The 20648-nt window shown below is 61.4% G+C and carries 20 protein-coding genes and 2 pseudogenes; 15 read left to right on the top strand and 7 right to left on the bottom strand.

Annotation, left to right across the window (positions count from 1 at the left end; all coding sequences use genetic code 11):
* Positions 1-2: 2 nt before the first annotated feature.
* Positions 3-224 (top strand): DUF1289 domain-containing protein, encoded by a 222-nt coding sequence (locus V8J63_RS01305; RefSeq protein WP_110599860.1) that lies wholly within the window; start codon positions 3-5, stop codon positions 222-224.
* Between the two features lie 253 nt (positions 225-477).
* A complete protein-coding gene (rnk, locus tag V8J63_RS01300; protein ID WP_125925379.1) occupies positions 478-897 on the top strand; it encodes a nucleoside diphosphate kinase regulator in 420 nt (139 codons plus the stop codon).
* A 9-nt stretch (positions 898-906) separates the two neighbouring features.
* Here the strand turns inward: rnk and V8J63_RS01295 are convergent, their stop codons facing one another.
* The 3 genes from V8J63_RS01295 to V8J63_RS01285 form a co-directional block, all read right to left on the bottom strand.
* Complete coding sequence (locus V8J63_RS01295; protein WP_336463457.1) at positions 907-3750, bottom strand: class I adenylate cyclase; 2844 nt, start codon at positions 3748-3750, stop codon at positions 907-909.
* Positions 3751-3931: 181 nt separating this feature from the next.
* Positions 3932-4177 carry a TIGR02647 family protein gene (locus tag V8J63_RS01290; RefSeq protein WP_016772594.1) on the bottom strand — a complete coding sequence of 82 codons (246 nt, stop codon included), beginning with the start codon at positions 4175-4177 and terminating at the stop codon, positions 3932-3934.
* Between the two features lie 196 nt (positions 4178-4373).
* Positions 4374-4664, bottom strand: coding sequence for a hypothetical protein (locus tag V8J63_RS01285; RefSeq protein ID WP_122698690.1), 291 nt, complete (start codon positions 4662-4664; stop codon positions 4374-4376).
* 123 nt (positions 4665-4787) lie between these two features.
* On the opposite strand from V8J63_RS01285, the gene V8J63_RS01280 reads away from it, so the two are divergent.
* The gene (locus tag V8J63_RS01280) at positions 4788-5447 is read left to right on the top strand and encodes a glutathione S-transferase family protein (protein ID WP_125925381.1); all 660 of its coding nucleotides are present in this window, start codon (positions 4788-4790) and stop codon (positions 5445-5447) included.
* 128 nt (positions 5448-5575) lie between these two features.
* Here the strand turns inward: V8J63_RS01280 and argH are convergent, their stop codons facing one another.
* Positions 5576-6970, bottom strand: coding sequence for an argininosuccinate lyase (gene argH / locus V8J63_RS01275; protein WP_110599872.1), 1395 nt, complete (start codon positions 6968-6970; stop codon positions 5576-5578).
* A 314-nt stretch (positions 6971-7284) separates the two neighbouring features.
* Here argH and V8J63_RS01270 point away from each other — a divergent pair.
* From V8J63_RS01270 to V8J63_RS01235, 8 genes and pseudogenes are all read left to right on the top strand, one after another.
* Positions 7285-7443 (top strand): annotated as a pseudogene (locus V8J63_RS01270) (sensor histidine kinase); the annotation flags it as partial.
* Positions 7440-8186, top strand: coding sequence for a LytR/AlgR family response regulator transcription factor (locus V8J63_RS01265; RefSeq protein ID WP_336463456.1), 747 nt, complete (start codon positions 7440-7442; stop codon positions 8184-8186). The pseudogene V8J63_RS01270 and the gene V8J63_RS01265, both read left to right, overlap by 4 nt.
* Positions 8187-8323: 137 nt before the next feature.
* Positions 8324-9265 (top strand): hydroxymethylbilane synthase, encoded by a 942-nt coding sequence (hemC, locus tag V8J63_RS01260; RefSeq protein ID WP_125925382.1) that lies wholly within the window; start codon positions 8324-8326, stop codon positions 9263-9265.
* Positions 9262-10008, top strand: a pseudogene (locus tag V8J63_RS01255) (uroporphyrinogen-III synthase); the annotation flags it as partial. The gene hemC and the pseudogene V8J63_RS01255, both read left to right, overlap by 4 nt.
* A gap of 36 nt (positions 10009-10044) precedes the next feature.
* Positions 10045-11187 carry a uroporphyrinogen-III C-methyltransferase gene (locus V8J63_RS01250; protein WP_241664263.1) on the top strand — a complete coding sequence of 381 codons (1143 nt, stop codon included), beginning with the start codon at positions 10045-10047 and terminating at the stop codon, positions 11185-11187.
* Positions 11184-12422, top strand: a complete 1239-nt coding sequence (locus tag V8J63_RS01245) for a heme biosynthesis protein HemY (RefSeq protein WP_130889077.1) — start codon at positions 11184-11186, stop codon at positions 12420-12422. The genes V8J63_RS01250 and V8J63_RS01245 overlap by 4 nt, the downstream gene beginning before the upstream one ends.
* A gap of 216 nt (positions 12423-12638) precedes the next feature.
* The gene (locus V8J63_RS01240; RefSeq protein ID WP_016772601.1) at positions 12639-13190 is read left to right on the top strand and encodes a disulfide bond formation protein B; all 552 of its coding nucleotides are present in this window, start codon (positions 12639-12641) and stop codon (positions 13188-13190) included.
* Between the two features lie 181 nt (positions 13191-13371).
* Positions 13372-13830 carry an Rsd/AlgQ family anti-sigma factor gene (locus tag V8J63_RS01235; protein WP_016772602.1) on the top strand — a complete coding sequence of 153 codons (459 nt, stop codon included), beginning with the start codon at positions 13372-13374 and terminating at the stop codon, positions 13828-13830.
* A gap of 58 nt (positions 13831-13888) precedes the next feature.
* Here the strand turns inward: V8J63_RS01235 and V8J63_RS01230 are convergent, their stop codons facing one another.
* The gene (locus V8J63_RS01230) at positions 13889-14554 is read right to left on the bottom strand and encodes an FKBP-type peptidyl-prolyl cis-trans isomerase (RefSeq protein WP_016772603.1); all 666 of its coding nucleotides are present in this window, start codon (positions 14552-14554) and stop codon (positions 13889-13891) included.
* A 192-nt stretch (positions 14555-14746) separates the two neighbouring features.
* Here V8J63_RS01230 and V8J63_RS01225 point away from each other — a divergent pair, with 192 nt between their 5' ends.
* A complete protein-coding gene (locus tag V8J63_RS01225) occupies positions 14747-15952 on the top strand; it encodes an AlgP family protein (RefSeq protein WP_336463455.1) in 1206 nt (401 codons plus the stop codon).
* On the opposite strand, the gene V8J63_RS01220 is transcribed toward V8J63_RS01225, so the two are convergent.
* Entirely contained in the window at positions 15949-16410 is a 462-nt protein-coding gene (locus V8J63_RS01220; protein WP_130889079.1) for a TIGR02444 family protein, read from the bottom strand. The genes V8J63_RS01225 and V8J63_RS01220 overlap by 4 nt on opposite strands.
* 50 nt (positions 16411-16460) lie before the next feature.
* On the opposite strand from V8J63_RS01220, the gene V8J63_RS01215 reads away from it, so the two are divergent.
* The 3 genes from V8J63_RS01215 to rhtB all read left to right on the top strand — a co-directional run bounded on the left by V8J63_RS01215 (position 16461) and on the right by rhtB (position 19731).
* Positions 16461-18371, top strand: coding sequence for an ATP-binding cassette domain-containing protein (locus tag V8J63_RS01215; RefSeq protein WP_130889080.1), 1911 nt, complete (start codon positions 16461-16463; stop codon positions 18369-18371).
* Positions 18371-18952, top strand: coding sequence for a mechanosensitive ion channel family protein (locus tag V8J63_RS01210; RefSeq protein ID WP_130889081.1), 582 nt, complete (start codon positions 18371-18373; stop codon positions 18950-18952). Before V8J63_RS01215 ends, V8J63_RS01210 begins: the two co-directional genes overlap by 1 nt.
* A 146-nt stretch (positions 18953-19098) precedes the next feature.
* Positions 19099-19731, top strand: coding sequence for a homoserine/homoserine lactone efflux protein (gene rhtB, locus V8J63_RS01205; RefSeq protein WP_016772608.1), 633 nt, complete (start codon positions 19099-19101; stop codon positions 19729-19731).
* Positions 19732-19901: 170 nt separating this feature from the next.
* Here rhtB and V8J63_RS01200 read toward each other — a convergent pair whose 3' ends face one another.
* Complete coding sequence (locus tag V8J63_RS01200) at positions 19902-20648, bottom strand: penicillin-binding protein activator LpoB (protein ID WP_130889082.1); 747 nt, start codon at positions 20646-20648, stop codon at positions 19902-19904.

Genomic DNA, 20648 nt, shown 5'->3' with positions numbered 1-20648 from the left:
TCGTGACGGATGCCGCCCCTGTTCGCCCGCCGAAACCGCTCTACAGCAACGTCAGCCCGGCGGTGCCTTCGCCGTGCACGGGAGTATGTCGATTGGACGAACAGAAAGTCTGCCTCGGCTGCGCGCGCCACGTTGAAGACATTCGCGAATGGCGCTCGGCCGATGATCAACGGCGCCGGGTAATTTGCCAGCAGGCTGCCGCACGAAAATCCCAAGCCTGTTGATATTGTGGCGAGGGGATTTATCCCCGTTGGGTCGCGTAGCGGCCCCAGAATCTATACGGCTGCTGCGCAGCCGAACGGGGATAAATCCCCTCGCCACAAGGGTTTCACCCAGGCAAAAGGTGGGTGACTTGTATATTTTTTGAGCTGTGATAGTGTCCGCGAACGCCTCAAACCACCGAGGCACGGTGAAAACCCCGTCTTTTTTGGCGGGGTTTTGCTTTTTTTGTGCAGAAGAAAGGAGTCTGCCTGGATCATGACCGCACCTTCCATCACCCTTACCCGTCTGGACGTGCAACGTCTGCAGCGCCTGATCGACAACCTGATCGATAAAGACCAGGCAGCGCCGGGCGTGATTGCGCTGCAAACCGAGCTGGACCGCGCCGATACCGTGGTCGGCCACGATGAAGTGCCCGCCGATGTCGTGACCATGAATTCCCGCGTGCATTGCCGCGAAGAAGGCAGTGGCAAGGATTACCACCTGACGCTGGTCTATCCCAAGGACGCCAACGCCGACAACGGCAAGATTTCGATTCTCGCGCCGGTCGGCAGTGCGCTGCTGGGTCTTAAGGTCGGTCAGCACATCGATTGGCCGGCGCCGGGCGGCAAGTCGCTGAAACTGACCTTGCTGGAAGTGGAATCGCAACCGGTCAACGGCGGCGCCTTTCCCGAATAAATTCCCGCTTCAAACCTGTTCGAGCGCTTCATTCAACGAGCGCTCCAGGTCCGCCTTGTAGCGCAGATACAGATTGCTTGAACTGTGCCCGTCACCGAGCAACCCCGAGAGGTCGAGGTCGGTGATGTAGCAGCGATAGCGTTCGGTCTCGCGGCGCTGCTCGACGATCTCCCGGGCGACCACGCTGAACAACTGGTCGCCATGCTCCAGCTCGCTGAATTCGCGCTGATTGCAATACAGGGTGACCTGCACTTCGCCGGGCGCGGCTTTACCGATGATCGCCTGTACGTCATAGAACGGTTTGTTCACCGGGGTCTGCGGTGCCGGCCGGGTTTCGACCCTGCGCGAGCGCCCCGGGCCTGACGGCAACAGCTGGTAATACAAAGTCTCGGGGCTGCCCGCAGGGCCACCGTCCATCGGCAATTGCGCTTCACGGCGGTACTGGATCGATTGCAGAAAACGCTGCAGCGGCACCAGCAGACTCTGCTCGTCGTGGTACGGCAGTTGCTGCTGCCACAGCGCATTGAATTCATCCAGCACGTACAGCTCGGCCTGCTGTTCGCTGATGCGGTAGAACACCTGAATGCACTCCGGCTGACCCATCGGCAGGATCAGCGCCAGGTCATGGTCCTCCAGCGCCATCGGGTCGAGGTGCAGCGGGCTGTAGCGCGGTTGTTCTTCGCCCAGATAATCGAGCAGTGCCGGCAGAGTGGCGAGGGCGACATGGTTGACCTGGCCGGGCACCAGCTCCAGCACGTGATAGTGCTGCTGCACCTGAATCAGGTAGCGGTGATTCAACTCGCTGAGCAACAGGGTCTGCGCGGTGTCGACGATTTCTTCGACGCGGCGGGCAATGAATTGCGCGCGGTTGTGGCAGAAACAGCGCACTTTCAGCGACGGCTGCACCGGGCCGCGCGGCAGGTTGTTGAGGTAATCGCGCAGGCAGTCGAGCAGCGCATGCGGGCCGTCGAAACGATTGACCAGCACTTCGTTCCAGCTGTTGAGCGTGACCTGATCGAGGGTCAGCACCAGGTTCTCGCGCACACCGGCATAGCTCAGCGAGTCGGTGCGTTCGGTGGTCATCAGGATGTTCAGATCACGGTGATGCTTGAGCGGGTCGACGCCGACGTTGATCAGCAGCAGCACTTCGCTGGGCACAGCGGCACGTAGCAATGGCTCTTCAGCAACAGAGGGCAAGGGCAGGGCGATGCACTGCTGCAAGCTGCCGAGCAGGTTGAACAGCTCGAACTCGCTCAAGTCGCTGGTGCCCGGATGCAGGGCCAGACGTGTGCTGCTGTCGATCACGCCGTTGCGGTGGCACCAGGTCAGCAGTTCAAGCAGCTCGCGACTGCGCTTGATCGGCGCGAAGTGTTCCCACTCCAGTGCCGTCAGGCTGCCGTTGTACAGGCCCCACTGGGTCTGCCCCGGCTCCTTTTTGTTCGGCGACTGCACCAGGGTCAGGGTGTCTTCGGCCAGATCCGGGGCAATGCCCGGATTGATGAACTCGACCTTGTCGGCCTTGCGCTCGAACGCTGCGTAGAGGCGCCGGCCGAGGACATTGAGGTCGCGCTTGTTGATCAGGCTGACAGTCTGTTCGCTGCGGGCGAACTGGGTCAGAAAGCGATAGCTGTAGTTGAGTTCATTGACCAGCGCGCGGCGCTCGGCGCTGACCTGGCGGACTTTCCACTGACTGCGACTGTCGAGCAGCGCCAGTTGCCGTTGATCCCAGTGCCACTCGCCGGCCAGGCGTTCGAGCAGTGCGCGTTGCCAGCCCTGGCTGCGGCTGTTGCCGGTGAGCTTGCGGTTGACCTTCAGATACAGCGCGCGGCGCACCAGCTCAAGACGTTCCGGCTCGTTGCGGGCGATCAGGTATTCCTCGATACGCCGGTACACCACCATGTACGGGTCAAGCTCATCGAGATCGAGCTGATTGGCGAACACGGCTTTCTTGAAGCGCAGGCTCAGGCACTGCACGTGCGGGTGTTCACTGGCGTACACCTCGGTCAACAGCAGTTTGAGCACCGATTTGTAGGGCGACTCGATGCCTTTGAACAACTGCCACAACCCGGCGCCGATGAATTCTCCGGGCGGAATGGTCGCCATCGGCCCGAGATCGAGGGTTTCGTCGGCGCGAATAAAGCGTTTGGACAGCAGGGTGTGGGTGTAGGCGTCGTAGGCCGTTTCTTCATAGACCGGCACCAACCACCAGATCGGCGTGCGCCCGGCCAGCCAGATCGCCGTGCGATAAAACTCGTCGAGCAGCAGATAGTGCTGGGTGCTGCCGCAGTTGTCCGAACTGAGCCTTGAATCGCGTTCGCCTTTGACGAAGCGCGCCGGGTCGATCAGGAAGAAATGCGCTTCGGCACCCTGGCTCGCAGCCCAGGCTTCCAGCAATTGGCACTTCTTGCTCAGCTCGGCGAGCTCGCTTTCGCTCAGATCCGGCCCATGGCAGACCCACACGTCCATATCGCTCTGATCGGCCTGGGCCAGCGTGCCGAGGCTGCCCATCAGGAACAGGCCGTGGATCGGTCGCGGCGGGTTGCTGCCGTGGCGCGGCCTGTAAGAGAACGAGCGAGTCAGGCGCTGCGCCTCGGTCAGCGCATTGGCGTCCGGCTCATAATTCGAAAGCCCCGCCGGCGTACTGCCCGAGACATAGCCGGGCAGCAACGGATGATTGACGTGAAAGAACAGCGGCAACAGCGTCAACACGCTTTGCTGGCGCGTCGACAAGCCTTCGAGAGCGCGGCCGAGGCGGCCTTCATTGAGTTTGAGAAAACGTGCGCGCAGTTGGCTGAGTACCTTGCGGTCGATACCTTCGTCCAGGTCGGGGCGGATTTCGTGGGTGCGGGTCATGTCAGCTCAAACCGGCTTGCAGGCTCGGACGTAGAGGGTCTCGGAATGGCCGCAGTTTAGCCGCTGCGCGGCAGGACGTTTAAGCTGAATTTGTTTTTTGACGTCAGTTTTTTATCGACAGCGAGCGGGCGGGCCCGCGGAAATCCCGTGGCAGGAGTTCCCGTGGGCAAAGTCAGAGAAATCAGGCGGTTTCCTGTTCTTTCAAAATCGTCAGTACGGTCTGCACGTTTTGCGCGGCATCGCGACCGAGGCTGGTCAGATAACCGCCATCGGGCTGGTCGGTGAGTTCTTTTTCAAAGAGGCGCTGGGCGGCAGCGATATGTTTCGGGGCAGCGGTCTGGTGAATTTTCAGACCTTCCTGGGAACTGTCCAGGTTGAAGAGTGCAAGGACTTCCAGTTCGGCAACCAACTCAGGGGTAAGCGACATAAGGACTCCAGACTTTCTAGGAATTGGACGACAGCGCCTCTAAGGTGAACCCGCTGGTGCAGCATGTCCAGTGCTCGGATCAGGGGATTTTGTCTTGAGGCGAATTCCAGTGTAGTCGGGCGGCAGCAGATGGCTGGATGGATGCGTAACAAACCTTGTGGGAGCGAGCCTGCTCGCTCCCACAGGAGCAATGTGGTTACTGCTTTTCCGGTGGCAGCTCTGGCAAAGCGCGCAGTGCCGCTTCGTACCACTGGGTGTCGAACGGGCGATCTTCATCGAGCATCGCGTCAATTTCAAAAGCCAGCACGTGGGCCATCAGATTGAGGATCTCCTCACGGTCCATGCCCACCAAAGTCAGCTTGTTCAACGTCGCCTTGGCCGCCGGCGGGTTGTCGCTTTCAATCTGGTTCTCGATGGCTTCGATCAGCGTCGCTTCGGTGAATGCTTCTTCGTCGTCATCGTTGACGATATCTGTCGGCTCGCTCATGGCAGGCTCCTCAGGGAAAGGCGCCAGTTTACCCGCATTCAGCGGCGTGATGCTGCTGGCGGGAAACGCCGCGGCGATCTATAAACAGGCACTGCCCACCCCGCACGGCCTGGAGGCTCTGTGATGTTCAAGCTCTACGGATTTGCTGTCAGCAACTACTACAACATGGTCAAACTGGCGCTGCTGGAAAAAGGCCTGCCCTTCGAAGAGGTGACGTTCTACCCGGCGCAAACCCCGGAGTCACTGGCAATCAGTCCGCGTGGCAAGGTCCCGGTGCTGGGTGTCGACGCCGGTTATATCAACGAAACCGCGATCATCCTCGAATACCTCGAACAATCACAAAAGGGCACGCCGCTCCTGCCCTGCGATCCGTTCGAGCGCGCGCAGGTATTGGCGATTGCCAAGGAGATCGAGTTGTACATCGAGTTGCCGGGGCGTGCCTGCTATGGCGAGGCGTTTTTCGGTATGACATTGCCGGAGGCGATCAAGGAGAAGACCCGGACGGAACTGCTGCTGGGCTTCGCGGCACTCGGCCGCCACGGCCAGTTCGCCCCTTATGTGGCGGGTGACAGCCTGAGCATTGCCGATTTGTATTTCCTCTACAGCGTGCCGCTGGCCTGTGCGGTCGGGCAGAAGCTGTTCGGGATTGATCTGCTGGCCGAGATGCCGCAGGCGAAATCGCTGCTGGAGCGGCTTGAGCAAAATCCGCATGTGCAGAAGATCGCGGCGGACAAGGACGCGGCGATGCCGGCATTTTTAGCGATGATTGCTGCAAAGAAGTGAATTTTGTAGCGCTCTGAAGGAAGCCTTCGCGAGCAGGCTCGCTCCCACATTGAGCCGGTGGTGAACACAAATTTTGTGAACATCCAGAATCCCTGTGGGAGCGAGCCTGCTCGCGAAGCTCTTGGCTTTTAGCGGCTGGCGATTAGGGCCTGGCCGCGCGCCACCGCAGCCTTGACCTGCGCCGGTGCAGTCCCGCCGATATGGTCGCGGGCATTCACCGAGCCTTCCAGGGTCAGCACGGCAAACACGTCCTGCTCGATCTGATCGCTGAACTGACGCAGTTCTTCCAGGCTCATCTCGGCCAGATCCTTACCGCTGTCGACGCCGTATTTCACTGCGTGGCCCACGATTTCATGGCAGTCGCGGAACGGCAGGCCACGGCGCACCAGGTAATCCGCCAGGTCAGTCGCGGTGGAGAAACCGCGCAGTGCCGCTTCACGCATGATCGCGTGTTTCGGCTTGATCGCCGGGATCATGTCGGCAAACGCGCGCAGCGAATCGCGCAGGGTGTCGGCGGCGTCGAACAGCGGTTCCTTGTCTTCCTGGTTGTCCTTGTTGTAGGCCAGTGGCTGGCCTTTCATCAGGGTCAGCAGGCCCATCAGCGCGCCGAACACACGGCCGGTCTTGCCGCGCACCAGTTCGGGCACGTCGGGGTTTTTCTTTTGCGGCATGATCGAGCTGCCGGTGCAGAACCGGTCTGGTAGATCGATGAACTGGAACTGCGCGCTGGTCCACAGCACCAGCTCTTCGGAGAAACGCGACAGGTGCATCATCGCGATGCTCGCGGCCGAGCAGAATTCGATGGCGAAGTCGCGATCGGAAACGTTGTCCAGCGAGTTGCCGCCGACGGCGTCGAAGCCGAGCAGTTGCGCGGTGTATTCGCGGTCGATCGGGTAGGTCGTGCCGGCCAGCGCGGCGCTGCCCAGCGGCATGCGGTTAGTGCGCTTGCGGCAGTCGACCAGACGCTCGTAGTCGCGGCTGAGCATTTCGAACCAGGCCAGCATGTGGTGCCCGAAGGTCACAGGCTGCGCGGTCTGCAAGTGGGTGAAGCCCGGCATGATGCTCGCGGCCTCACGCTCGGCCTGCTCCAGCAGGCCTTTTTGCAGGCGGGTGATCTCGGCGAGGATCAGGTCGATTTCATCGCGCAGCCACAGGCGGATATCGGTGGCGACCTGGTCGTTGCGGCTGCGCCCGGTGTGGAGCTTTTTACCGGTGACGCCGATGCGGTCGGTCAGGCGTGCTTCGATGTTCATGTGCACGTCTTCGAGGTCGACGCGCCAGTCGAACTGGCCGGCCTCGATTTCGCCCTGAATGGTCTTCAGGCCATCGATGATGCTGTCGCGCTCGGCATCGGTCAGCACGCCGACCTTGGCCAGCATGGTGGCGTGGGCGATCGAGCCCATGATGTCGTGGCGATACAGGCGCTGGTCGAAAGTGACGGAGGCGGTGAAGCGGGCGACGAAGGCGTCGACGGGTTCACTGAAGCGGCCGCCCCAGGACTGATTGGTCTTGTCAGTGCTCATGAATTCGCTCGTATCGGCTTGAAGAAATGGCGTGAAACGCTGGCGCGGATAATAACAGGGTTGCCAATCCTGTCGCTGACACCGGTCGATACGTTTTTTCGCGGATGTGTCAGGCGTGTCCGGCGCGGTCTGCAAGGAATTTACAAAAGGATATTTTTTGATTGAGCAATATCGTTCCGACGAACGTCTACAGTGGACATAAGGGTCGGTGCGAATGCGGATCATGCAAAGGTCCGGCCACTGGCTATAAGAAGAGGGGGCGGGTGAGTTGTACAACGGTCACCCACCGTGAGAAACGCAGGAAACACTGGGCTCCGAGCGGTACGACCCGGACGCTGGCAAATATTGCTGGCCGACGTACGGCACTTTTTGGCGCTCGGGCTAGTCTTAGCGTGGATCGCGGTGACGGAGGTCACTACACCTGTCTACGCTATCCTTGTGCGAGACTCACGCAGGAATCCAGCGCAATATGAATGTCCTGATCGTTGATGACGAACCCCTGGCTCGCGAGCGCCTAAGCCGTATGGTGAGCGAGCTCGAGGGTTACACAGTCCTGGAGCCCAGTGCCACGAATGGCGAGGAGGCGTTAGCGCTGATCGACAGCCACAAGCCGGATATCGTGCTGCTCGATATCCGCATGCCGGGCCTCGATGGCCTGCAGGTTGCTGCCCGACTGTGCGAACGAGAGACGCCGCCGGCCGTGGTGTTTTGCACCAGTCCCGATGAATTTGCCGTGGAAGCCCTGCTGGCCAGCGCCGTGGGCTATGTGGTGAAACCTGTGCGAACCGAACACTTGAATGAAGCCCTGAAGCGGGCTGAACGTCCCAGCCGGGCGCAACTCTCGGCCCTGACCCGTCCCGCTGCCGAAAGTGGCAACGGCCCACGCAGCCACATCAGCGCACGGACCCGTAAAGGCATCGAGCTGATTCCGCTGGATCAGGTGGTCTACTTCATCGCCGACCACAAGTACGTGACCCTGCGTCACGAAGCCGGCGAGGTGCTGCTCGACGAACCCCTCAAAGCCCTTGAAGACGAATTTGGCGAACGCTTTGTGCGTATCCACCGCAATGCGCTGGTCGCTCGTGATCGCATCGAGCGATTGCAACGCACGCCATTGGGACATTTCCAGTTGTTCCTCAAAGGCCTCAATGGCGATGCACTGATTGTCAGCCGGCGGCACGTTGCCGGTGTGCGCAAGATGATGCAGGGGCTTTGACCCGGTCCTCACCGGCCTTTTCGAGTTCTTTTATCCGGCATGGCAGGCCAGGGAGGCCGCGCCGGTTCTGATTCAGGTCAAAGCGAAATTGACTGAGCTGTTATTATCCGCCGTATCTATTCAGTACGGATTGTTCCATGTCCCCTCGCGAAATCCGCATCGCCACCCGTAAAAGTGCGCTGGCCCTCTGGCAGGCCGAATACGTCAAAGCCCGTCTCGAGGCGGCCCACCCGGGCCTGCTGGTGACGCTGGTGCCCATGGTCAGTCGCGGTGACAAGCTGCTCGACTCGCCACTGTCGAAGATCGGCGGCAAGGGCCTGTTCGTCAAGGAACTGGAAACCGCGCTGCTGGAAAACCAGGCCGATATCGCCGTGCATTCGATGAAAGACGTGCCGATGGACTTCCCGCAAGGCCTGGGTCTGTTCTGCATCTGTGAGCGTGAAGACCCGCGCGATGCATTCGTCTCCAACACCTACGCCAGTCTTGAAGCGCTGCCTGCCGGGGCCATCGTCGGCACTTCGAGCCTGCGTCGGCAGACGCAATTGCTGGCGCGGCGTCCCGATCTGCAGATTCGTTTCCTGCGCGGCAACGTCAACACCCGTCTGGCCAAGCTCGACGCCGGCGAGTACGACGCGATCATCCTCGCCGCGGCCGGTCTGATCCGCCTGGGTTTCGAAGAACGCATCACATCGGCGATCAGTGTCGATGACAGCCTGCCGGCCGGTGGCCAGGGCGCGGTCGGCATCGAATGCCGCAGCGCCGACCAAGAAATCCACGCCTTGCTCGCGCCTTTGCATCACGCCGATACCGCTTCGCGGGTGACCGCCGAACGCGCCCTCAACAAACATTTGAACGGCGGCTGCCAAGTGCCGATCGCCTGCTACGCCGTGCTTGAAGGCGAGCAGTTGTGGTTGCGCGGTCTGGTCGGCGAGCCGAGTGGTGGCAAGCTGCTCAGCGCCGAAGCCCGGGCGCCGCGTGCCGACGCGGAAACCTTGGGTGTGCAGGTCGCTGAAGACCTGCTCAAGCAAGGCGCCGACGACATTCTCAAAGCGGTGTACGGCGAGGCGGGGCACGAGTGACGGCCTGGCGCCTGCTGCTGACGCGCCCGGCAGACGACTGCGCGGCGCTGGCCGAACAGTTGGCCGGGCACGGGATTTTCAGCAGTTGCCTGCCGCTTCTGGACATTGTTCCGCTGCCGCTCTCTGACACTATTCGCCAGGCGATTTCGCGATTGCCCGCTTGCAGCGCGGTGATTGTGGTCAGCAAACCGGCGGCGCGGATTGCGGTGGATCTGCTCAAGTCCCAAGGCACGGCGCCATTGAGCATGCCGTGGTTCAGCGTCGGCGCGGCGACCGCAGGCATTCTTCGCGAGCATGGTCTCGATGTCAGCTTCCCGGCTGACGGCGATGACAGTGAAGCCCTGCTGCAATTGCCGCGTCTGCGCGAGGCGCTCGACCAGTCCGGCGCGCAGGTGATGATCCTGCGCGGCGAGGGCGGTCGTGAACTGCTCGCCGAGCGCCTGCGCGCGCTTGGTGCTAGTGTCGAGTATCTGGAGTTGTATCGCCGCGACCTGCCAGCCTACCCGCCAAACGAGCTGCCACGGCGGATCGAAGCGGAACGCTTGAACGGGCTGGTGGTCAGCAGTGGACAGGGTTTCGAGCACCTGCGGCAGATGGCCGGCGATGCCTGGCCGAAGATCGCGCAGTTGCCGTTGTTTGTTCCAAGCCCGAGGGTCGCCGAGCTGGCACGTGCCGCCGGGGCTCAAACAGTTGTGGATTGCCGCGGCGCAAGTGCCGCGGCTTTGCTGACGGCGTTACGGGAATGTCCCATGCCGTTTTCTAATGCAAAGGATGGATACGTGAGCGAAACAGCCTTGCCAAAAGATGACGTCCAGCCTGCGCTCGATGCCCAGGTTGAAACTCCACCACCGGCCCAAGAGCCGCGCCGAGGCAATGGACTGGCAATTGTCGCCCTGCTGCTCGGCGCCGCCGGTGTCGCCATCGGTGGTTGGGGTGTCTGGCAGGTGCGCCACCTGCAGAACAACACGCAGCAACAGTCGAGTCAGGTGCAGGCTTTGAACGATCAGGCGCAGAGTCTGAAGCTCAACGAACAGCGTCTGACCGAGCGCCTGGCGCAGTTGCCCGGTGCTGACGAGCTCGCCGAGCGCCAGCGTCTGGTCACGCAACTGCAGGGCGATCAACAGCGCCTGAATCAACGTCTGGAAACCGTCCTCGGCGCCAGCCGCAAGGACTGGCGTCTGGCCGAGGCCGAACACTTGCTGCGTCTGGCCAGCCTGCGCCTTTCAGCGTTGCAGGACATCAGCAGCGCCCAGGCATTGGTGCAGGGCGCCGATGAAATTCTCCGTGAACAGAACGATCCGGGTTCCTTCGCCGCGCGCGAGCAAGTGGCGAAAACCCTGGTCGCCTTGCGCAGCACCGAACAGCCGGATCGCACCGGGCTGTTCCTGCGTCTCGGCGCGCTGCGCGATCAGGTCATCGACCTGACTGAGCTGGCGCCGGAGTACAAGGATCGCGGCGAGTCGCTGTTGGGCCTGACCAGCGATGGCGATGGCGCCAGTCGCTGGGCACTTTGGTGGGACAAGGTATCGCGCTATATCCGCATCGACTTCAACGCTGACAAGAACGTCAAACCGCTGCTGGCCGGACAGAGCCTGAGCCAGGTGCGCCTGGCCCTGAGCCTGGCGCTGGAGCAGGCGCAGTGGGCCGCGCTCAACGGTCAGGCGGCGGTGTACACCCAGGCGCTGGCCGAGGCACGCGATGTGCTCAAAGGCAATTTCAACCCGGACAATCCGCAAAGCAAAGTCATGCTGGAACAGGTCGCCGAGCTGAGCAAGGAACCGGTCACCGTCAAGACGCCGGATCTGGCCGGCACCTTGAGTGCGGTGCAGGGATATCTGGAGCGACGTAACGTCAATGCCGAGGAATCGGTGAAACCGTTCGCCAAGCCTGCCGCCAATGCTGCGCAGGAGGCGACCCCATGAAGCGCCTCTATGTAATCGTGTTTCTGGTCATCGCCGCGACGGCAGCGCTGGGCCTGGCGATTGCCGAGCATTCCGGTTACGTGCTGGTGGCGTACAAGAGCTTCCGCTACGAATCGAGCCTGTGGGCGACCCTGGCGGTGATCGCGGTGCTGTGGCTGCTGTTCTGGGGCATCAAGGTGCTGGTCGAGCTGGTGATGACCTCCACCGGCGTGGTCAATCCGTGGTCGCGACGCAATCGCAGCCGCCGCGTACAAGTGGCGATCGAACACGGCCAGTTGGATCTGGCCGAAGGTCGCTGGGCCAGCGCGCAACGGCATCTGACCCGCGCAGCGGAAGCCGAGCGTCAGCCACTGCTGTATTACCTCGGCGCCGCCCGTGCGGCGAACGAGCAAGGTCAGTACGAAGAAAGTGATCGTTTGCTCGAACGCGCGCTGGAGCGTCAGCCGCAAGCCGAATTGGCGATCGCCCTGAGTCACGCACAATTGCAGACTGATCGTGGCGACACCGACGGTGCGCTGGTGACCTTGCAGGCAATGCATGAACGGCATCCGCGCAGCGCGCAGACATTGCGTCAATTGCAACGTCTGCATCAGCAGCGTGGCGAATGGGCGGCGGTGATTCGTCTGCTGCCAGAGTTGCGCAAGGACAAGGTCCTGCCGCCGGCGGAACTGGCCGAACTCGAGCGCCGCGCCTGGGGTGAGAACCTGTCCTTGGCAGCGCATCGCGAAGAAGACGGTACGGTGGGTCTGCAATCGCTCAAGCGGGCGTGGGAACAGCTGACTTCGGCGCAGCGTCAGGAAGCACCTTTGGTGCTGGCCTATGCCGAGCAATTGCGCCAGCTTGGTGCTCAGGTCGAGGCCGAAGAGGTCCTGCGAACAGCGCTCAAGCGCAAGTACGACAGCCATCTGGCGCGGCTTTATGGTCTGGTTCGTGGCAGTGATCCTGCGCGTCAGTTGCAGATTGCCGAAGGCTGGCTCAAGGAGCACCCGGCCGATCCGAGTCTGCTGCTGACCCTTGGACGCTTGTGTCTGCAAACCAGCCTGTGGGGCAAGGCTCGCGACTATCTGGAAAGCAGTCTGCGCGTGCAGCGCAATCCGGAGACCTGTGCGGAGTTGGCCCGTCTGCTTGCACAGCTTGGCGATACCGAGCGCAGCAATCAGTTGTTCCAGGAAGGTCTGGGGCTGCTGGATGAACGCCTGCTCGCGGCGCCTTTGCCGGTTGCGGCGAAGGTCTGAATGGCGAGGGAGTTTGCTCCCTCGCGAACTTCGATGACCGAAAATTCGCCTTCTTCGCGCGCTGGAGACAAAGTCCTACAGAGCTCTTCACCGTTTCCTATCGAGCCTGTCGGGTTTTCCCTACACCTGCGGTGAACTGTCGGCAGGCCCTTGCCTTGAAAGGCTGACACGCTTTCCTCTACCGTAACCGTCTGTCTCTACTGTTACGGAAAAGCCATGTCGTTGGCCTGCTCACGCTCCTTGTTCTTCATGGCTTTCATTGCGGGGGCCTTTGCTCTGGGAGCTTCCTATTACCTCGAATACGCGGTCGGCCTGACGCCTTGCAGTCTGTGCCTGGTGCAGCGATTGTTCCTCACATTGCTGTGCATCGGCTGCGGCGTGGCGGCGGTGCATGGCCCTCGGCGCGTTGGCTTATGGTGGTACTGGCTGTTTGCACTCGGCGCCAGTCTGGGGGGAACCACCGCTGCGTGGCGGCAGGTGTTGATCCAGAGTGACTCCATGCTGCAACTGGTCAAATGCTCGCCAACCGTGGAGTCACTGTTCAGCGACCTGCCGTGGATCTGCGCCTTGCAACGGATGTTCAACGGCGGCGCCGATTGTGCGGACATCTCCTGGACACTGTTCGATTTGAGCATCCCGGAATGGAGCCTGCTGTTTTTTGTCGGCGTGTCGATCCTTGCGGTTTATCAGTTGTTGCGTCTGATCTGGAGCGCTCTGCAACGACCGGTCAGCGACGAAGCGTCGCACCACCTGCTGGTCAGGGATTAAACACTTGTATGAACTTTATCTCCTGCGTACCTTGAAGCCATAGGCGTGCGGGCATAATCTGGCCGGCACGTGTCATTGGATTTATGTTGCTCGATGACGCTCTGCCCGATCGTCCACCAGTCAAATCAGAACAGGGGCGCGGGTGTAGAGCAGCATGACCCACAAGGGAAGAGAGATCGCCATGCTCGAAAGTTGTCAGAATGCTCAGGAACGTTGGGGTGGGGTTCATCTGCTGATCGACCGCTGGTTGCAGGAGCGTGAAGAGCTGATCGGCGCCTACGACAAGCTCGGTGCGCAGCCTGAGTCGCTGTCCGAGAGCCGCAAGCCTTTGCAGGAATTCTGCGGCGTGCTGGTCGATTACGTATCGGCGGGGCACTTCGAAATCTATGAACAGCTGACTGGCGAAGCCAAGGCGTTCAACGACAAGCGCGGTCTGGAACTCGCCGAGACCATCTACCCGCGCATCGACGTCATTACCGAGAAGCTGCTCGCGTTCAACGACCTGTGCGATGAAGGCAAATGCGTTGCGGAGAAATTCAAGGAATTGGGCGGCTTGCTGCATGAGCGCTTCGAACTTGAAGACTGCCTGATCGAAGTGCTGCACACGGCACACAAGGCAGAAGATCCGGTTCAGGCCTGATCCACGTCCTTCATGAAAAAACGGTGCGCCCGAAAGCGCACCGTTTTTTTATGCCTGATCAGCTCGTCGCGCCACGCAATTCCACTTCGAAAACCAGAGGCGTGAACGGCGCGATCAGGTCGCCGGCACCGTCGGCGCCATAGGCTTGATCCGATGGAATCACCAGCCGCCATTTCGCCCCCACCGGCATGTTCTGCAAGGCGGTGCGCCAACCGGCGATCACACTGTCGAGGTTGAACCATTGCGGTTGGGTGTTCTGATCGAACACGGTGCCATCCGGCAGCTTGCCGACATACAGCACCTGCACTTTGCCGTCCGGGCCGGCCTTGGCGCCAGTGCCCGGAACCAGTTCAGTCAGAAGGATGCCATCGGCCAGTTCCTTCACCCCTGGTTTGGCTTTTTCCGCACTGAGAAAGCGTTGCTCGTTTTCCATCGCCGCGTCGCTCGATTGCCGTGATGCCTGCTCGGCATTGCGCGATTCGTGGTCGGCCAGAATCTGTTCGATACGCGCTTCACTCAGCGCCAGCGGCTTGCCCTGATACGCCTGTTGCAGACCTTCGATCAGCGCCTGGATCTGCAACTGTGGTACCTCCTGACGCAGCCGTTCGCCGAGGCTGGCACCGAGGCTGTAAGCCAGATCATGAGCATCGTTCGCCGTGTTTTTTTCATCGGCATACGCCGTCGAAAAAAACACGCAGAGGGACAAAATAAAGTAGCGCGACATGGGCACTCTCCGACCTGGGATGCGGGGGATTATGCCAGTGCAAACGTCTGCATCGGTGAACTGCTTTTTCCCGCGTGCACAACATTTCGGCTTCGGTGCAACGCAACGGTGCAGATACTGTCAACATGCCCTAGCGGCGGTATCAGCAGAGGTCTAGTATGAGCCGCACTCACGTCAGCCAGGAGGTAAACCATGTCGGCCACCAAGAAGCCTGTAAATACTCCGTTGCACTTACTCCAACAGTTGTCGGGCAGCCTGCTCGAGCATTTGGAAAACGCTTGCTCGCAAGCCTTGGCTGATGCTGAAAAACTGCTCGCCAAGCTGGAAAAGCAACGCGGCAAGGCGCAGGAAAAACTGCATAAATCGCGCACCAAATTGCAGGACGCCGCCACCGCCGGCAAAGCCAAGGCACAGAACAAGGCCAAGGCTGCCGTGAAAGAACTCGAAGACCTGCTCGACGCTTTGAAAGATCGTCAGTCCGAAACCCGCAGCTACATTTTGCAACTCAAGCGCGATGCCCAGGAAAGCCTGAAACTGGCCCAGGGTGTTGGCCGCGTGCAGGAAGCAGTGGGCAAGGTTCTGTCGTCGCGTTCGGCCAAACCGGCAGCAGCACCAGCGAAGAAAGTCGCTGCCAAACCTGCTGCAAGCAAAGCCCCGGCGAAGACCGCTGCGGCGAAACCTGCTGTCGCGAAAACCGCCGCCAAACCAGCGGCCAAGGCGCCAGTGAAAGCGGCTGCCAAACCAGCGGCGAAAACTGCAGCGAAGAAGCCGGCGGCGAGCGCGGCAAAACCGGCGGCTAAAACCACCGCAGCCAAACCTGCTGCAGCCAAGCCAGCAGTGAAAGCCACCCCTGCCAAAGCCGCTGCAAAACCGGCCGCGAGCAAAGCTGCACCGGCGAAAACCGCAGCCGCCAGACCTGCTGCCAAAGCAGCAGCGAAACCAGCAGCGAAACCAGCAGCAAAACCTGCTGCCAAGACTGCCGCTGCGAAGCCTGCTGCCAAGACTGCGGCCAAGCCGGCCGCCGCCAAACCTGCTGCGAAAGTGGCGGTAAAACCGGCTGCCATACCAACCGCAACATCGGCAGCAAAACCTGCGGCAAAAACCGCTGCGAAACCGGCCGCCAAGCCAGCTGCGAAACCCGCTGCTGCCAAGCCTGCGACCGCTGCTGCAAAGCCGGCCGCCAAGCCAGCCGCAAAACCAGCGGTGAAAAAGCCTGCAGCTGCCAAGCCAGCCGCGACCAAACCGGCTGCCGCTCCAGCAGCCAAGCCTGCACCTGTGGCGACCCCGGCTGCCCCAGCTGCCTCGGCACCGTCGTCCGCCACTCACTCGACCCCTTCGACTACGCCAGCGCCAGCCGCTTCGTCGAACGTCAGCAGCACCCCGACCAGCGCTTCCTAAGTGCCGGTTGCCGCGACGCGCAGCACTTGCAGCGCGCCGCGGTTCAGGCTGGCGGCATTGCCGGCCAGGTCTTCCAGCCAGGTCACCGAACCTGCATCGTTGCGCGTCCACTCCTGCGCCACACCTTCGAGCCGTGACAGCAGGGTGCGCTCAGCTTCAAGCTCCAGTGATTTGATCTGCTCGCGCATGCCGGCTACCACCGCATCGTCGACGGCCCGCGCTTTCCATTGCAGGCGCAGGGTCCGCAGCGGCTGCACCACTTCGATATCCCACGGCGCGGTCAAGGCCTTGAGCAGACGTACGCGCGGTTCATCGCACGCCACCGCGCGCTGCTCCAGCCACAAACCGCAGAGCAGCAGGCAGACATTGGCGCCCGCCGTTTGCAATTGCAGGCAGGCATCTTCCACGCCCGGCCGGGCGTAGACATCAAGGGCAAAGCTCCACAGGTCAGAGGACATCGTGCTACTCGCGCCAGTTGTGAGCGAAGCTGGTAGACTCCGCCGCCATTATGATCCGACTTCAGAACCTGACTTTACAGCGTGGCCCGCAACGTCTGCTAGAAGACGCCGAGCTGACCCTGCACGCCGGCCACAAAGCCGGCCTCATCGGCGCCAACGGTGCCGGCAAATCCAGCCTGTTCGCCCTGCTGCGCGGCGAGTTGCACCCGGACTCGGGCGACTGCCTGCTGCCGGCCGACTGGCGTATCGCGCATATGCGCCAGGAGGTCGACACTCTCGAGCGCCTGGCGGTTGATTATGTGCTCGATGGCGACCTGCGTCTGCGCGAGGTGCAACGCGAGCTTGCCGCCGCCGAGGAGGCCCACGACGGCACCGCACTGGCGCGCCTGCACGCCGAACTCGACAGCGCCGACGGCTACACAGCCGATGCGCGGGCGCGCAAGCTGCTCGCCGGTCTTGGGTTCACCAATGAGCAGATGGATCGTCAAGTAGGCGATTTCTCCGGTGGCTGGCGGATGCGTCTGAATCTGGCGCAGGCACTGATGTGCCCGTCGGATCTGCTGCTGCTCGATGAACCGACCAACCACTTGGATCTCGACGCGATCATCTGGCTCGAAGAGTGGCTGAAGAGTTATCCGGGCACCTTGCTGCTGATTTCCCACGACCGGGATTTCCTCGACGAAGTGGTCGATCACGTCGCCCATGTCGATCAGCGCAAACTGACCCTCTACCGCGGCGGCTACACCGCGTTCGAACGCGCCCGCGCCGAGCGTCTGGCCCAGCAGCAACAAGCCTACGAGAAGCAGCAGGCGCAGCGTGCGCACATGGAAAGCTACATCGCCCGCTTCAAGGCGCAAGCGACCAAGGCCCGTCAGGCGCAGAGCCGGATCAAGGCGCTGGAGCGCATGGAAGAATTGTCGGCGGCCCACGTCGATTCGCCGTTCGACTTCGTCTTCCGCGAGTCGACCAAGATCTCCAGTCCGCTGATCGACCTGTCCGATGCGCGCCTGGGTTATGGCGACAAGACCATCCTCGAGAAGGTCAAGCTGCAACTGACCCCGGGTGCGCGGGTCGGTCTGCTTGGGCCGAACGGCGCGGGTAAATCGACGCTGATCAAGAACCTCGCCGGCGAGCTCGAACCGCTGGCCGGGCGCCTGACCCGTGGCGAAAACACCGTGGTCGGCTACTTTGCCCAGCATCAGCTCGACTCGCTGGATTCCAAGGCCAGCCCATTGCTGCATTTGCAGCGTCTGGCGCCGGGTGAGCGCGAGCAGACCCTGCGCGACTTCCTCGGCGGCTTCGACTTCCGGGGCGCACGCATCGATGAGCCGGTGCTGAATTTCTCCGGTGGCGAGAAGGCCCGTCTGGCCCTCGCGCTGATCGCCTGGGAGCGGCCGAACCTGCTGCTGCTCGACGAACCGACCAACCACCTCGACCTGGAAATGCGTCTGGCGCTGACCATGGCCCTGCAGGAATTCAGTGGTGCAGTGCTGGTGGTCTCTCACGATCGGCACTTGCTCAAGAGCACCACCGACAACTTCTATCTGGTCGCTGACGGAAAGGTCGAAGAGTTCGATGGCGATCTCGAAGACTACGCACGCTGGCTGGTGGAATACCGTCAGCGCAATGCGCCGGTCAGCAACACGCCGGTCAACCCGGACAAGACCGACAAGAAAGCACAGCGCCAAGCGGCGGCAGCGTTGCGTCAGCAACTGGCGCCGCACAAGCGCGAGGCTGACAAGCTTGAAGCCGAGCTGGGCAAGCTTCACGAGAAACTGGCCAAGGTCGATGCCAGCCTCGGTGACAGCGATATCTACGAGCCGGCACGCAAAAATGAATTGCGTGATCTGCTCGCCGAACAGGCGAAATTGAAGGTGCGTGAAGCCGAGCTGGAAGAAGCCTGGATGGAAGCGCTGGAAACCCTGGAAAGCATGCAGGCGGAGCTGGAGGCGTTGTCCTGATGGAAGCCTTCAAGCTGCCTTTCTCGGCGGTGTGGGTCGAACCGTTGTGGTTCACCGCGCAGATTCTGCTGATTCTGCTGGCCGGTTACCTGACCCAGCGTTTCGTTGCCAAAGGCCTCACTCGCCTGGGTGAGCGCTATCCGTTCCCACCGCAGTTGCTGATGCCGCTGCGTGGCGTGTTGCGCTGGCTGATCATGGGCAGCGCGCTGCTCTTCGTGCTCGAGCGCCTCGGCGTTTCGGCCACGGTGCTGTGGACGGCGCTGTCGGGATTTGTCGCGGTGGCAGCGGTGGCGTTCTTCGCCATGTGGAGCGTGCTGTCGAACCTGCTCTGCGCCATTCTGATCTTCACCGTCGGGCCGTTCCGCCTCGGCGACGTGGTCGAGCTGGTCGACACCACCGACAAGCCTGGCGTCAAAGGCCGGGTGATCGCGATCAATCTGCTCTACACCACGCTGGTCGAGGCCGAAGAACTCGGCACCGGCAGCGCCATGGTGCAGGTGCCGAACAGCCTGTTCTTCCAGCGATCGGTGCGGCGTTGGCGCGGGACCGATGTGTTGCCGTCGAGCGGGTTCGAGAAGTAGCTTTTTCAGCAAGATCGCAGTCTTCGGCAGCTCCTACATTTGGAATACGATCCCTGTAGGAGCTGCCGAAGGCTGCGATCTTTTGCTTTTAGCCCCAAACAGCATTAGTTTTGACGACTTGTCACAAGCATCAGCCGAGGTGTGCGATGGAGCTTCAAACATGGCTGGCATTTTTTGCCGCCTGCTGGGTGATCAGCCTGTCCCCGGGCGCGGGCGCCATCGCGTCGATGTCCAGCGGTCTGCAGTACGGATTCTGGCGCGGCTACTGGAACGCACTGGGCCTGCAGATCGGTCTGGCGGTGCAGATCGCGATTGTCGGCGCGGGTGTTGGCGCTGTGCTCACCGCTTCGGCCACGGCATTCCATGCGATCAAATGGTTCGGTGTCGCCTATCTGGTTTATCTGGCGATCAAGCAATGGCGCGCGCTGCCCATGGACATGAGCGATGACGCCGCGGTTCGGCCGATCGGCAAGCCACTGGCCCTGGTGTTTCGCGGCTTTCTGGTGAACATCAGCAACCCCAAGGCGTTGGTGTTCATGCTCGCGGTGTTGCCTCAGTTCATCAATCCCCATGCGCCGCTGCTGATTCAGTATCTGGTGATCGGCGTGACCATGGTGTTCGTCGACCTGATTGTCATGGCCGGCTACACCGGACTGGCGTCGAAGGTGCTGCGCCTGTTGCGTACGCCCAAGCAGCAGAAACGCATGAACCGCACCTTTGCCGGGTTATTCATTGGCGCGGCGGCATTCATGGCGACGTTGCGAAAAGCGGCGGCGTAAAACGCTCGGGCAGAAAAAAGGCGACCTCAAGAGGTCGCCTTTTTCATTTCTACCGAGACATCGGGGCAAGCGAGCTTTTCTTGAATCAATAGCGAGGGCCGCTTCGCGACCCAACGGGGATAAATCCCCTCGCCACAGAGCCCTTCGCCACAAAAGTCCTCAGATCCGGCTCAGCGTAAAATCACCGGCGCCGTATCACGCGGCAGATTGTTGCGCTGCGGCGCTTCACGCGGCTGCTCATAACCGTCACCACCACCGAGCTGCATGCTCAGTTGCCCGGCCACGTCTTCGCCCAAGGCCTTGGACACCTCACGCACCACCCGCGGACGGTTCAGCGAGATCTTGATGTCGCGATGGTTCACCAGTTTGGTGTCCTGCGCTTCACCCATCGCCGTGAAGGCCGAGGTGATCTCGTAGGTCTTGGTGTTGATCAGACTGAAATCCGCCACCAGCGTCAGGCCCAGTACCGCCGAGTAGCTGTCGGTGTGCGCCAGCTCGTTGATGTCCTGGGTGAAGTCGATGTCGGACACAGTGCCGAACAGCACGTAGTCGGCGCCTTTGAAGTTGCCGGCCTTGATGCGCCTGATCACGTCATACACATCGCCTTTGGATGAGGCGGTATACGGCGTGCCCTGCACCAGCTGGAACATGCCGGTACGCAGGATTTCACCCTTGATGTCGCCGGTGAATTTGCGCAACTCGCCCTGTTCGATATAGCTGGTGGTCGCTTCGATCTCGTTGTAGCTCGAAGAACCGCTGGCGCTGTAGTAACTCTCGCGATGATTGCTCTGCGCCGAAACGATGTGGATGTATTGCTCCACGCGCTCCTGATACGCCAGATCCGTCACCGCCACTTTCGGGGCCGCCTGCGCGCTGAACGCGCAAGCCAGGGCCATCATGCCAATCCATGTGCGCAT

Source organism: Pseudomonas sp. CCNWLW23 (assembly GCF_037095675.1).
Lineage (GTDB): Bacteria > Pseudomonadota > Gammaproteobacteria > Pseudomonadales > Pseudomonadaceae > Aquipseudomonas > Aquipseudomonas atacamensis.
The sequence above is the reverse complement of the archived record's forward strand: the minus strand, read 5'-3'. Positions and strand labels throughout refer to the sequence as shown.

Bases quoted from the DNA above. Each gene is read 5' to 3' on its own strand.
- V8J63_RS01290 (WP_016772594.1), bottom strand. From the start codon at position 4,177: ATGTCGCTTACCCCTGAGTTGGTTGCCGAACTGGAAGTCCTTGCACTC.
- argH (WP_110599872.1), bottom strand. From the start codon at position 6,970: ATGAGCACTGACAAGACCAATCAGTCCTGGGGCGGCCGCTTCAGTGAA.
- V8J63_RS01210 (WP_130889081.1), top strand. From the start codon at position 18,371: ATGGAAGCCTTCAAGCTGCCTTTCTCGGCGGTGTGGGTCGAACCGTTG.
- V8J63_RS01215 (WP_130889080.1), top strand. From the start codon at position 16,461: ATGATCCGACTTCAGAACCTGACTTTACAGCGTGGCCCGCAACGTCTG.
- V8J63_RS01240 (WP_016772601.1), top strand. From the start codon at position 12,639: ATGTCGTTGGCCTGCTCACGCTCCTTGTTCTTCATGGCTTTCATTGCG.
- rhtB (WP_016772608.1), top strand. From the start codon at position 19,099: ATGGAGCTTCAAACATGGCTGGCATTTTTTGCCGCCTGCTGGGTGATC.
- V8J63_RS01200 (WP_130889082.1), bottom strand. From the start codon at position 20,648: ATGCGCACATGGATTGGCATGATGGCCCTGGCTTGCGCGTTCAGCGCG.
- V8J63_RS01225 (WP_336463455.1), top strand. From the start codon at position 14,747: ATGTCGGCCACCAAGAAGCCTGTAAATACTCCGTTGCACTTACTCCAA.
- V8J63_RS01265 (WP_336463456.1), top strand. From the start codon at position 7,440: ATGAATGTCCTGATCGTTGATGACGAACCCCTGGCTCGCGAGCGCCTA.
- V8J63_RS01295 (WP_336463457.1), bottom strand. From the start codon at position 3,750: ATGACCCGCACCCACGAAATCCGCCCCGACCTGGACGAAGGTATCGAC.
- V8J63_RS01220 (WP_130889079.1), bottom strand. From the start codon at position 16,410: ATGTCCTCTGACCTGTGGAGCTTTGCCCTTGATGTCTACGCCCGGCCG.
- V8J63_RS01280 (WP_125925381.1), top strand. From the start codon at position 4,788: ATGTTCAAGCTCTACGGATTTGCTGTCAGCAACTACTACAACATGGTC.
- rnk (WP_125925379.1), top strand. From the start codon at position 478: ATGACCGCACCTTCCATCACCCTTACCCGTCTGGACGTGCAACGTCTG.
- hemC (WP_125925382.1), top strand. From the start codon at position 8,324: ATGTCCCCTCGCGAAATCCGCATCGCCACCCGTAAAAGTGCGCTGGCC.
- V8J63_RS01230 (WP_016772603.1), bottom strand. From the start codon at position 14,554: ATGTCGCGCTACTTTATTTTGTCCCTCTGCGTGTTTTTTTCGACGGCG.
- V8J63_RS01285 (WP_122698690.1), bottom strand. From the start codon at position 4,664: ATGAGCGAGCCGACAGATATCGTCAACGATGACGACGAAGAAGCATTC.
- V8J63_RS01245 (WP_130889077.1), top strand. From the start codon at position 11,184: ATGAAGCGCCTCTATGTAATCGTGTTTCTGGTCATCGCCGCGACGGCA.
- V8J63_RS01235 (WP_016772602.1), top strand. From the start codon at position 13,372: ATGCTCGAAAGTTGTCAGAATGCTCAGGAACGTTGGGGTGGGGTTCAT.